We start from the raw sequence: 13,076 nt of genomic DNA, 5'->3' as shown, positions 1-13,076 counted from the left end.
ATGGCAGTCATACATATTGATGGGACCACTGTCGAAGTAGATAGCGCAGATAACTTGCTACAAGCCTGCTTATCACTCGGCATTGATGTGCCGTATTTTTGTTATCATCCAGCCCTTGGCTCAGTCGGTTCTTGCCGTCAGTGCGCGGTCAAGCAATTCCAAAATAAAGAAGATATGGAAGCCGGTCGCGGTCGTCTGGTTATGTCATGTATGGTTGCCCCTGGCGATGACATGTACATCTCGGTCACTGACGATGAAGCCAAAGCATTCCGCAAGTCGATGGTTGAGCTACTGATGACCAACCATCCGCATGACTGTCCAACCTGCGAAGAGGGTGGACATTGTCATTTGCAGGACATGACGTATATGTCAGGTCATAGCCGTCGTCGTTATCGCTTTACCAAACGTACCCATCATAACCAAGAGCTTGGTCCGTTTATCGCGCATGAGATGAACCGCTGTATCGCTTGCTATCGCTGTGTACGTTTTTATAAGGACTATGCAGGCGGCGAAGATTTGGGTGTTTATGGCTCAAACAATCGCGTTTATTTTGGTCGTGATAAAGATGGTCAGTTTGAAAGCGAATTTTCAGGCAACTTAACGGAAGTTTGCCCAACCGGTGTGTTTACTGACAAAACGCATTCTGAGCGTTATAACCGTAAATGGGACATGCAGTATGCGCCAAGTATCTGTCATGGCTGCTCAGCAGGTTGTAACATCTCTCCAGGTGAGCGTTATGGCGAATTGCGCCGTATCGAAAACCGCTATAACGGCGAAGTAAACCGTTACTTCTTATGTGACCGTGGCCGTTTTGGTTACGGCTATGTCAATCGTGACGATCGTCCAACTCAAGCGCTTGAGCGTATCAACGATAAGCATGTCAAAATCAATATCGATTATGCATTGGATGAAACCATCAAACGCATCAAAGATAAAAAAGTCATCGGTATTGGCTCGCCGCGCGCCAGCCTTGAGACCAACTTTGCCCTTAAGAATTTGGTTGGTTTTGATAGTTTCTCAACCGGTCTTAATCATCAGCAGCAAGCACTGGTCAATAAATGTATCGAAGTACTCAGCACCGAGGGTATTTATAACCCAGGTATGACGGATATTGAAAGTCATGATGCGGTGTTGGTATTGGGTGAAGATATCACGCAAACCTCATCACGAGTAGCGCTATCAGTACGCCAAGCGGCAAAGAACGAAGGCCTAAAAATGGCGGCGGCATTACAGACGCAGCATTGGCTTGCTGAACCGGTTAAGCGTATCGCGCAAGATGCGTTAAGTCCAGTCTATGTCATCGATGTGACCCAAACCAAGCTAGAAGACATCAGTAAAGTCAGCGTGGTTGCCACACCTGAAGATATCATTAAACTGGGTTTTAAAGTGGCTGATGAGATTGCTAACTTTGCTGATGACTTGGCAGAAATAGCAGATCCACAATCGACTGAACAAGGTGTCGATACTGATGCGATGCAGGCACTCGCTCAGCAAATTGCTTATGACTTGGTTCAAGCAGATAAGCCGCTAGTCATCTCGGGTAGCAGCTTGTCATCGACTGCTTTAATAGAAGCAGCCGCGCAAATCACTCAGGTACTCACGCAAAAACGCACAGCAATTAAAGCGACTGAGCAACAGCAGGTTGAGGCACATAATGCCAAAGTACAGGCAGCCCAAGCAAAAGCGGCTAATGACCAGCCTGAAGAAGACCAAGACTTATCTGCTAAGCCAAACAAACCTGAAACGGGCGTGAATACAGAAGCACAAGATGACGTCGAGCGCGAGCCTGCGGAAAAACTTGAGCTAAAAGAAGTCAATAAAAAATATCATGCACAAGCAGGTATTTATCTAACGGTTCCTGATGCCAATAGCATGGGTGTTTGTATGCTTGGCGGTCAGTCAGTTGAAGAACTGCTAGCGACTGATTACGATGTGGTTGTGGTTGCAGAAAACCAGCTAACAGATGCGATTGATGCCAATAAATTGACGCAGCTATTGACTGATAAAACGGTCATCGCGTTAGATCATCAGCTCCTTGATTGGCATAAAGACGTCGATATTGTATTGCCAGCGGCGAGCTTTGCAGAAGCGGATGGTACATTGATATCAGCTGAAGGTCGTGCACAGCGCTTCTTCCAAGTTTACGATAATGAATACTACCATCCGATGAGCAGTATCAAAGAAGGTTGGCGTTGGATACATGCTGTGCATAGCAGCATTGAAGGTCGTGATGTCGACTGGACGCAGCTAGATGATGTTATCAATGCGTTGATTGCCACCCATCCTAAACTTGCAGGTATTAAAGGCGCTGCGCCTGATGCTGATTACCGTATAACGGGTCTGAAAATCGCGCGTCAACCGCGTCGTTATTCAGGTCGTACTGCTATGCGTGCGCCAATCTCAGTGCACGAGCCAATGCAGCCAAAAGATTTGGATACTGGTCTAACTTTCTCAATGGAAGGTTATAGCGGTAAAGAAACGCCAAGCTCGATGATTCCTTTTGCCAATGCAGCAGGTTGGAACTCACCGCAAGCGTGGAACAAATACCAAGACAAAGTCGGCGGTCATTTGAAAAATGGTGATCCAGGTGTGCGTTTGTTCGATCAGCTAGAGCGCCTAGCCACTCGTCAATATGTGGCGCCAGAAGCGATGTCTTCGAATACAACTGACTTGCAGCAAGGCCAAGCCAAACTGGTACCGATTCATAATATCTATGCCAGCTCAATGATGGCATCACGTAGCCCAATAGTTGCAGAGCAACTACCTGTTGCTGCATGGCGTATCGGTATAGATGATGCCAAAGACTGGAATATTGCTGCTGGTGATTACTTGGCGATAGAAGTCGATAAGCAACAAATCACCTTGCCAGTACAGCTGGTCGGTTATTTGGCAGAAGGCTGTATCGGTTACCCCGTTGGGCAGGTGAGTATCATTCACCCATCGATGCCAGCATCGGTACGTAAAGTGGATGCACCAGTAACGATGATGGGTAGCATGGCTAACGACATGATTAATGATAATGACACAGCGCAAATAAATGCAGCGCCGACCACCACACAGGAGGTGTAATATGCAAGTTACCCGTATTATCCCTGATGTGCCAAGCTTTTTGGCCAATAGCATGAGTTTTGATACTTGGTCTATTCTGTTTTTGGTGGGTCAGTCTTTAGTCATCTTTTTGGTCGTAGTATTGGTTGCCGCAATGATGATTATCTATGAGCGCCGCATGCTGGCCTTATGGCAAGATCGTTATGGTCCAAACCGTGTTGGGCCTTTTGGTTCGTTGCAGTTAGTCGCCGATATGCTCAAAATCTTCTTTAAAGAAGATTGGACACCAAACTTTACCGATAAGTTTATGTTCACGTTGGCACCTGCGGTCGCAATGTTTACTGCCTTGGCTTCATTTGCCATTATTCCTATCTCGCCAACGCTTGGCGTGGTTGATTGGGATATTGGTATTCTGTTTTTCTTTGCCATGGCTGGTATTGCTGTTTACGCCGTGATGTTCGGTGGTTGGGCGTCTGCCAATAAGTTCTCGCTACTCGGTGGTTTGCGCTCTGCTGCACAGACGATCAGCTACGAAGTGTTTTTGGGTTTGTCGTTGATGGGCGTTGTTGCGCTAACAGGTTCATTTAACCTACGTGCCATTGTCGAAGCGCAAGCAGACGGCTGGTATATCATCCCGCAGTTCTTTGGCTTTTTAACATTTGTGGTGGCTGGTGTTGCCGTTACGCATAGACATCCATTTGACCAACCAGAAGCAGAGCAAGAACTGGCTGAAGGTTATCATGTTGAATATTCTGGCATGAAGTTTGGTATGTTCTTTATTGGTGAGTATGTCAACGTTGTCTTGATTTCTGCCTTGATGACTTGCTTGTTCTTTGGCGGTTGGCTTGCGCCGTTCAATTTAGATATTCCATTTATTCCACCAGCTTTTTGGTTCATGATTAAAACGCTATTCTTTATGACCATGTTTGTTTTGGCTCGAGGCTCACTCATGCGTCCGCGTTATGATCAGGTGATGAACTTTGGCTGGAAAGTATGTCTGCCCGTAACCTTGATCAATCTGTTGGTTACTGCTGCGGTCATTTTGATCTTTTCTCCAACGTTATAGTCATTACTAGTAGCCATCACTGATGAACTAGGGTAAAGCTGATAAGGATAATAATCCCATGTTTACTACCATAAAAAAGACCGTCATTGGTATATTTACCATTGTCCGCAGCATGTGGATGGTCAATAGTCATGCGCTCAGACCGCGTGACACCATCCTTTATCCTGAAGAGCCGGTACCTGTACCGCCGCGTTTTCGTGGACGTATTGTCCTAACGCGTGATCCTGATGGAGACGAGCGCTGTGTCGCTTGTAACTTGTGTGCGGTGGCATGTCCGGTAGGGTGTATCTCATTACAAAAAGCCGAGCGTGAAGATGGACGCTGGTATCCAGAGTTTTTCCGTATCAATTTCTCACGCTGTATCTTTTGTGGATTGTGTGAAGAAGCCTGTCCAACGACAGCGATTCAAATGACCCCAGATTTTGAACTGGGTGAATATAAGCGCCAAGATTTGGTCTACGAAAAAGAGCATTTGCTCATTTCAGGACCAGGTAAATACCCTGATTATAACTATTATCGTGTGACAGGTATGGCGGTAGCAGATAAACCAAAAGGCGCAGCACAAAATGAGTCTGCACCGATTGATCTAAGGAGCTTGCTACCATGATGAATATTTTGAACCATCCTGAACTGGCTGGGTTTTATTCGCTTGCAGCAGTGGCAGTATTTGCCAGTCTGCGCGTAGTGACTCAGGCCAATCCAGTGCATGCTATCTTATCGATGATTGTATCGTTGCTGGCAATTGCTGGGATATTTTTTGTATTAGGAGCGCCGTTTGCGGGTGCGCTAGAGATTGTTGTTTATGCTGGTGCCATTATGGTGCTATTTGTCTTTGTCATTATGATGCTTAATTTGGGCATGAGCAATGACGAGCGCGAAGAGCGTTGGCTTGATGCCGGCACTTGGGCGATACCGACAGGATTGACGATAATCATTGCCGTTGTGCTCTATGCGATGATTGGTCTCAATCACGATGAAGCTGTCATGATGGGTGGCACGACTATCTCTGCCAAAGCAGTGGGTACGGTGCTATTTACCAAATACATTATGCTCGTTGAAGTGGCGGCGTTGCTACTGCTAGCAGCACTGGTTGCGGCCTATCATTTGGGTAAAGAGTCGATTGATGAAGAGATCATTGGTAACGATAGCCAAGACTTTCAGCCAAGCGTGGGTAGTATTGAGCTGTACGATAACGACAGCACTCACACAGAGTATGACGCGGTACAAATGGCTAAGCCTTACGAATATAAAGATGTCGACCCGCATGACTATGTTGGTATGAAGGTTGGCACGAAGGGAGGCAGTCAAGTAGGTGCGAACAAAGTGACGCGCAAGGAGTCAGACTAATGGTACTAGCAGCGAGCGTGGCACAAGATGTGTCAAACGTGCCGTTTGCCCACGAGGTGGCAGGCTTAGTACAGCCAGTTGCTGAGGCGCAAAACGTACTGGGTATGATACCCATGAGCCATGGACTGATTTTGGCAGGAATTTTATTTGCCATTGGTCTATGCGGTGTCATGGTACGACGCAACTTTCTATTTATGCTCATGAGCCTTGAGATCATGATGAATGCGGCGGCACTGGCATTTGTGGTGGCGGGGAGTCGCTGGGTCGATCCAGACGGACAGATTATGTTTATCTTTATTTTGACGTTGGCTGCGGCTGAAGCGTCAATTGGTCTGGCAATATTATTGCGGTTTTATCATCAGCGTGGGCATCTCGATGTCGATAGCGCCAATGAGATGAAAGGATGATGTCATGAGTTTATTACCATTAACCTTTATATTCCCGCTCATTGGCTTTTTGATTTTAGCCTTTATGCGTGACAAATTATCAGAGACGGTCGCAGCGATTGTTGGTGTTGGTAGCATGCTGTTATCAGCATTATGTACGCTGGTCGTTAGCTATACCTTTTTGACCACCAATCCCGCTGGAACGGTCGTACAGGTTCCACTGTGGACATGGTTCCAAGTGGGCGACTTCGCGCCGCATTTTGGCTTGAGTTTTGATGGCTTAGCACTGACTATGACCGGCGTTATCACTGGCATCGGCTTTTTGATTCATCTATTTGCTTCTTGGTATATGAAAGGCGACACTGGCTTTGCCCGATTCTTTAGCTATATGAATTTGTTCGTGGCCAGTATGTTATTACTGGTGCTAGCAGATGACTTGTTCTTGCTTTATCTCGGATGGGAAGGCGTGGGTATCTGCTCATATTTGTTGATTGGTTATTATTACCATGACAGAGCCAACGGTCGTGCGGCTATGAAAGCCTTTACCGTCACGCGTGTTGGTGATGTGTTCTTAGCCTTTGGTTTATTTTTATTATTCCGCGAATTCGGTACGCTTAATATTCAAGAGATTATTACGCGCGCGCCAGAAGTGTTTGATGTCAACAACCCAACGATGATGCTAACCACGATGATGTTGGTCGGTGGCGCGATGGGTAAATCTGCGCAGTTGCCATTACACACATGGCTTGCTGATGCGATGGCAGGTCCAACACCAGTATCGGCATTGATTCACGCTGCAACGATGGTGACGGCAGGCGTTTATCTGATTGCCCGCCTGCATCCATTGTTTGAACTGACCCCAGGTATTTTATTGTACTGGGTAGGCGGTGTCGGGGCGTTAACGCTGGTCGTTGCTGGATTCTGTGCACTCGCGCAAACAGACATCAAACGTATCCTTGCGTATTCAACCATGAGTCAAATTGGCTATATGTTCCTAGCACTTGGCGTGGGCGCATGGCAAGGGGCGATCTTCCACTTGATGACCCATGCTTTCTTTAAAGCCTTGCTATTCTTATCATCAGGGGCGGTCATTCTTGCGGTACATCATGAGCAAGACATCTTTAAGATGGGTGGTCTGCGCAAAAAGATACCATTGGTATTTTGGTGCTATATCATCGGTGGCGGTGCACTGGCTGCCATACCTTGGGTTACCGTTGGTTTTTATTCTAAAGAAGCGATTCTTTGGGAGACTTATGCGACGGGTCACTTAGTACTGTTTTATATGGGTGTATTTGGTGCTTTCTTAACCGCAATTTATACGTTCCGTATGATTTGGATCATATTCTTCGGTGAAGAAAAAACCCATGCGCATAAGCTATCAGGGGTGTCTTATTGGTTGCCTTTGACGGTATTGCTTGTCCTATCTACCGCTGTTGGTGCATGGATTACACCGCCACTACAAGGCGTCTTACCAGAGAGCGTGGGTCATCTATTAGAAGTCGCGGGTCAAGATCATGCCAAGCACACCGCAGAGTATATCGCGATGGGTGCAATGGCGGCAGGTTTGATATTGGCGGCACTATTATATGTGGTCAATAAAGGTCGCATGCTCACTAGCTTTAAGCGATCGAGTATCGGCGGGGCGCTATATCACTGGTGCTACCACGGCCTAGGTTTTGATGCGCTATATGATGTAATTTTTGTAAAACCCTTTTTGTTCATCGGCCGCTTACTTAAAGCCGACCCTATCGATAAAACGTGGCTACTGTTACCTAAGCTGGCCTCAGCAGGTAATAAGGTATTGTCTGCGACGCAAACAGGGTCACTTCGAGGTTATGCTACAAGCTTTGGCTTGGGTATGGCTGTATTGCTGGTGCTGGTAATGATGACGGTGGTATAAGATGATTGAGTTACAACAAACGTGGGCGCTACCAGCATTAATCGCAATTCCTTTTATTGCAGGGTTGCTATGCTGGTTGGTAGAGCGATTCAATAAACGTCTGCCGCGCTGGATTGCCTTGATCGGTATGACGTTGACCTTTGCCTTGTCACTGGTACTTTGGCAGCAGGGCGATTTTAGCGGTATGAGTAAGCAGGTTATTGCGCCAGATGCGGCAGTGCCATGGGTCGCTGAATTTAGTGTGCCATGGATACCGACTTTTGGTATCAGCTTTCACTTGGCATTGGACGGTCTGTCACTAATGATGGTGGCGTTGACTGGTCTGCTTGGTGTGGCAGCCGTTGCCTGTTCGTGGAATGAGATTCAGCGCCGCGTTGGTTTCTTTCACCTGAACTTACTGTGGAGTTTGGGCGGCGTCATCGGGGTTTTCTTAGCGATTGATCTGTTCTTATTCTTCTTCTTTTGGGAGATGATGCTGGTTCCTATCTATTTCTTGATCGCCATTTGGGGTCATGATGTGGTTGGCAAAACCAAAGAATACGCAGCAACTAAGTTCTTTATCTATACCCAAGCGTCTGGGCTTATCATGCTCATCGGTATTTTGGTATTGGTCATTATCAGCTACGCCCAAACAGGGGTAGTGAGCTTTAACTATAATGATCTGCTCGGTACGTCACTTGGCGGCTGGGAATATCCCATCATGCTGTGCTTCTTTATTGGCTTTGCGGTGAAATTGCCAATTATTCCGTTCCACGGCTGGTTGCCCGATGCGCATGCGCAGGCACCAACGGCAGGTTCAGTGGATTTGGCAGGGGTACTTATTAAAACAGCTGCCTACGGTTTAATTCGTTTTGTTCTGCCGCTATTTCCAGCAGCGTCACAAGAGTTTGCGCCGATAGCGATAACCTTAGGTACGATTGGTATCTTTTACGGTGCGTGGCTCGCCTTTATGCAAACGGATATGAAGCGTTTGCTGGCGTATACCAGTATCTCGCACATGGGCTTTGTGGTGCTGGCGATCTACGCAGGAACGTTACTCAGTTTGCAAGGTCTAATGATCCAGATGCTCGCACATGGGCTTAGCTCAGCGGCATTGTTCATTATGGCAGGGCAGTTGTACGAGCGTCTGCATACTCGCGATTTGACCTTGATGGGTGGTATGTGGGGCCAATTCCGCTACTACGCGCCGATATTGATGTTCTTCTGCGCGGCATTGCTTGGTATTCCAGGGACAGGTAACTTCATTGGCGAGTTTATGATCTTATTTGGCTCATTTGCTCAGTATCCTGTGTTTGTGGTGTTTGCGACATTTAGTTTGGTGCTTGCAGGTCTATACTCGCTGATTTTGATTCATCGCGCGTTATTTGGTGAAAACAACATTGCCGCATTGGCAGAGCGAGAGACTAAGTCACATGGTTTGCCCGCTCGTAAATTAAAAGATTTGGGCAAGCGCGAGCTATCGTTACTACTGATGTTAGCGGCTGGTTTGGTATGGCTTGGACTATATCCACAGCCGTTCCTTGATACCTCAAGTCATGCCATGCAGTGGATCAATAATGCATATATATACAGTCAAGTGACACAGGTAGATGCGTCGCAACTGCTTGATGCAATGGAGGCACGTTAAGTCATGAATGAGATTACGATGAATGATTTGATAGGATTGTTGCCTTACGCGCCAATCATTGCCGTAGTGCTTACGGTACTCGTGGTGATGATTGCCATTACTTTTAAACGCTCGCATATGGTCACTGGTACGATCACGGTGGTCGGTTTGAATATTGCTCTGGTTACGTTACTTGGGCAAATGACAGGCTTTATCGAAAGCGGCGCTATCGCGCCGAATGCTGAGCAGTTATTTGTGGTTGATAACTTTGCTCAGTTCAATATGGTAGTGATCCTGATCTGCGCTTTGGCGTGTTGTACACTATCGTATGCGTATTTGGCCAACCTAAAAGACAATAAAGAAGAGCTGTACTTGCTCATGCTGTTATCGACCATTGGTGCACTGCTGATGGTAAGCGCGCAGCACATGGCATCGTTCTTTATGAGTTTAGAGATGCTGTCAGTGCCGTTATATGGTTTGCTTGCTTATACCTATATGCGCAACCGCTCGCTTGAGTCAGGACTGAAGTATCTGGTGCTATCGGCGACGGCGTCAGCGACTTTGCTCATGGGTATGGCCTTTATTTATGCAGAAGTGGGCTCGTTGGCATTTAAGCCAATCAGTATAGTGCTGAGCAATCTGTTTGAATCGCCACTACTGATATTGGGTGCGGCGATGATGATGTTTGGTATCGCCTTTAAGCTCTCTGCGGCACCATTCCATATGTGGACGCCAGATGTTTATGAAGGCGCGCCTGTTCCCATTGCGACCTTTTTGGCATCGGTATCAAAAGTTGCCATGATGGCGCTGGCGGTTCGATTCTTAATCGATACCTCCTTATTGGCACTGCCATCGGTGCAGATGTTATTGATGGTAATGGCAACACTCTCCATTTTAGTGGGTAACTTGTTGGCTGTCCGTCAGACCAGTCTCAAACGTCTATTGGGTTATTCTTCTATTGCCCATATGGGTTATGTGATGATTGTCATCGTCAGTATCGGTGCGGCCGCTGATAGTATCTCTAGCATGTATATGGCGGTTTATGCCTTTACCTCTATTGGTGCCTTTGGTGTGGTGACATTGATGTCGAGCCCATATCGTTTGTCTGGTGAAGCTGATGAGCTGACTCATTATCAGGGGTTGTTCTGGCGTCGTCCGGTACTGACCGCTGTGATGACTATCATGATGTTATCACTGGCTGGTATTCCGTTGACGGCAGGCTTTATCACCAAGCTGTTTGCGATATTGGCTGCTGTACAAGGTACCAACTGGTTCTTAGCAGCGATGATTATCTTGGGTAGTGCGATTGGTCTATTCTACTACTTGCGCGTTTTACTCACGCTGTTCAAACGTCCTAAGCAGTTCATCGAGTTTGACGTGTCCGGACAATGGGGTATTCGTACCGGCGGTATTATGGTTATTGCGGTGACGGCAATTATCCTGTTCTTTGGTATTTTGCCAAATAGTATGATCGAATGGGCAAGCTTGGCTCGTATTTGGTAGATTCAATGATTTATGCGATAAGATAAGCCATTTGTTGCTTATCTGTTGTTACGGTTAAAAAACCAAGATGCGCCCGCTTTATGATAAGCTTGGCGCATCTTTTTTTGCTTAATTTTTGTCTTTGGCAAAGTTATATTATAAAAATACCATTTAATAAAATATAAGTGATGAACAGTTATGAGTGACAATATTCAAACGGTAACGGTGATCAGCAAAACCACATGGACACCAAATTTATTTAGTTTTACCGTCAGCCGTCCCGATAGTTTTAAGTTTACCGCCGGACAGTTTGTCCGTTTGGGTGTCAATCCCAGCCAGTTGAAATATTACCAACAGGTTGAGGCAAGTGATGAAGCATTGAATGAAGATATCTTTCGAGCGTATTCGATTGTGTCTTCGCCATTCGATGAGGTGCTAGAGTTTCTCTCTATTGTGATTCCTGATGGTGCCTTTACTTCACAGTTGCAACATTTACAAGTGGGCGATGAGTTACTGCTTAATACCATGCCATTTGGATTCTTAACGTTAGCGCGTTATCAAAAACCATTACCAAAGGATTTGTGGCTGCTCGCGACAGGGACTGGTCTTGCACCATTTTTATCGATGCTACAAGACCTAAAGACATGGGAAGATTACGAGCACATTGTGCTGGCCTATAGCGCCCGCTCGACGGATGAGCTTGCTTACGTCGAGCAAATCGAACGCTTGCAAGAAGATTTCGGTACTTTGGTGGATAATCCAGCAAAGCTGATCTTTATTCCTATCGTCACCCGAGAGTCTGTCGACGGGGCCTTGTCAGAGCGTCTGCCGAAGCTATTATTAGAAGGGACATTGCAAGAGCGCGCGGGTATCGATTTGGATGTCGATACGACGCATGTCATGCTATGTGGCAACCCAGACATGGTAGAAGATACCAAAGAGGCGTTAAAGACATTGGGACTGGTAATGAATCGCCGCGGTGAGGGTAATATTGCCGTAGAGAACTACTGGTAGTTGACGACTCCAATAAAAAAACGCTGCATCTATAAGGCCAATAACCTCTAAGCTGCAGCGTTTTTTTATGGGATAAAACATTGTCTTATGGGATAAAACATTAGCGACTTACTCTTGACTTGGCTCAGTCGCATCGTCTACAGGGTTAATAGGGCCTTGCATCAATTCAGGATCATCATCATCACCGATGATATCTTCGTTACTGCTGGCAGCCAGTAAATCGCGATAATTAATCTGAGCCTTCAAAATCATTTGCTCTTCTTCTAGCTCGCCATAATTTATCTGCACCTTATGCAAGGTACTCATGATTTTTTTGTTGTTTTTTAACCAACGATGGATATCGAGATAAATCACTTCGTCTTTTGCGCGAGCAATATTGACGTACGACAGAATAAAGCCTAAAGGGTCTTTTTTGAGGACGCTATGATAAAACCAAATTGCCAGTTTGACGCCTTGGCGTTTCACAAAAGATTCGCAGCGCAGATTTAATATATCGGTATAAGTTTGCTGACCAAATACAAAGCGCTGCACATTGCGATCGAGCTGGACGTGAACTAGGCTAAAGTTACTTGCTACTTCGGCATAGATGCCGCCTGCATTGACAGTGCAGTACAAACGAAACCAATCCTCATGCATCTCGACACGTAGCTCTAAAATGGCTTTTACATTGTCGGTGACGAATTTTTGTAGTGCATCATTAACGTAAGTCTGTGCCACTGGCAATGACAACTCATCTTCGAACTTGTCCGTCGTCTTATTATAGATATCTTTAACCGATTGGGCGATACGCTCCCAACCACTGCCGAATGACTCGTCAAAACGATAGCCAATACTCTCGAAGAACTCATCAAAATTGTCTGAATTATTCACGTTATCAAAGTCACTCAAACTTATTATCCTTATAGGGCGCGTCATTCAATCGGTGACGTAAAAATGGCTAAACAAACTTTGCAGGCTATCGTTAATTTGAACGAAAGCTAATCATCTATAATTTCTAAATATCTACGACCATTAGTAATTTTTATACTGATAGGTAGCAAAAGCGAAAAACTGACCTCTGATACTAGTGCATAGTGAATCTACATTTACTGTGCTGCTTGATAATCTGCCGTGCCTAATCAACACGATGCACAGTTTTGATTGTTGCAAAGTATCGTGCTACTAATGCTATTATGCTAAAGCAGTATATAACAAATACAGTGGCTTCAAAATGAACACATGCGTTTT

Annotated in this window: 10 protein-coding genes; 9 read left to right on the top strand and 1 reads right to left on the bottom strand. The window is 46.0% G+C overall.

Going from position 1 to position 13,076, the window contains the following annotated elements:
* The 9 genes from nuoG (at window position 1) to ACI2IW_RS02820 (ending at window position 11,849) form a co-directional block, all read left to right on the top strand.
* Window positions 1-3,069, top strand: a complete 3,069-nt coding sequence (nuoG, locus tag ACI2IW_RS02860) for an NADH-quinone oxidoreductase subunit NuoG (RefSeq protein ID WP_404692571.1) — start codon at window positions 1-3, stop codon at window positions 3,067-3,069.
* 52 nt (window positions 3,070-3,121) lie between these two features.
* Entirely contained in the window at window positions 3,122-4,114 is a 993-nt protein-coding gene (nuoH, locus tag ACI2IW_RS02855) for an NADH-quinone oxidoreductase subunit NuoH (RefSeq protein ID WP_180958090.1), read from the top strand.
* Between the two features lie 58 nt (window positions 4,115-4,172).
* Window positions 4,173-4,721, top strand: coding sequence for an NADH-quinone oxidoreductase subunit NuoI (nuoI, locus tag ACI2IW_RS02850; RefSeq protein WP_010198902.1), 549 nt, complete (start codon window positions 4,173-4,175; stop codon window positions 4,719-4,721).
* Window positions 4,718-5,461, top strand: a complete 744-nt coding sequence (gene nuoJ, locus ACI2IW_RS02845; protein WP_404692570.1) for an NADH-quinone oxidoreductase subunit J — start codon at window positions 4,718-4,720, stop codon at window positions 5,459-5,461. The genes nuoI and nuoJ overlap by 4 nt, the downstream gene beginning before the upstream one ends.
* A gap of 98 nt (window positions 5,462-5,559) precedes the next feature.
* Entirely contained in the window at window positions 5,560-5,868 is a 309-nt protein-coding gene (nuoK, locus tag ACI2IW_RS02840; RefSeq protein WP_025653102.1) for an NADH-quinone oxidoreductase subunit NuoK, read from the top strand.
* A 4-nt stretch (window positions 5,869-5,872) separates the two neighbouring features.
* Complete coding sequence (nuoL, locus tag ACI2IW_RS02835) at window positions 5,873-7,747, top strand: NADH-quinone oxidoreductase subunit L (protein ID WP_404692569.1); 1,875 nt, start codon at window positions 5,873-5,875, stop codon at window positions 7,745-7,747.
* Window position 7,748: 1 nt separating this feature from the next.
* Entirely contained in the window at window positions 7,749-9,374 is a 1,626-nt protein-coding gene (gene nuoM, locus ACI2IW_RS02830; RefSeq protein ID WP_404692568.1) for an NADH-quinone oxidoreductase subunit M, read from the top strand.
* 3 nt (window positions 9,375-9,377) lie between these two features.
* A complete protein-coding gene (gene nuoN / locus ACI2IW_RS02825; protein WP_404692567.1) occupies window positions 9,378-10,856 on the top strand; it encodes an NADH-quinone oxidoreductase subunit NuoN in 1,479 nt (492 codons plus the stop codon).
* A gap of 177 nt (window positions 10,857-11,033) precedes the next feature.
* The gene (locus ACI2IW_RS02820) at window positions 11,034-11,849 is read left to right on the top strand and encodes a ferredoxin--NADP reductase (RefSeq protein ID WP_404692566.1); all 816 of its coding nucleotides are present in this window, start codon (window positions 11,034-11,036) and stop codon (window positions 11,847-11,849) included.
* 108 nt (window positions 11,850-11,957) lie between these two features.
* Here the strand turns inward: ACI2IW_RS02820 and ACI2IW_RS02815 are convergent, their stop codons facing one another.
* Window positions 11,958-12,737 carry a hypothetical protein gene (locus tag ACI2IW_RS02815; protein WP_224737876.1) on the bottom strand — a complete coding sequence of 260 codons (780 nt, stop codon included), beginning with the start codon at window positions 12,735-12,737 and terminating at the stop codon, window positions 11,958-11,960.
* Window positions 12,738-13,076 lie beyond the last annotated feature (339 nt).

It is taken from the genome of Psychrobacter sp. NPDC078501 (assembly GCF_044900935.1).
In the GTDB taxonomy this organism is placed as follows: domain Bacteria; phylum Pseudomonadota; class Gammaproteobacteria; order Pseudomonadales; family Moraxellaceae; genus Psychrobacter.
The sequence above is the reverse complement of the archived record's forward strand: the minus strand, read 5'-3'. Positions and strand labels throughout refer to the sequence as shown.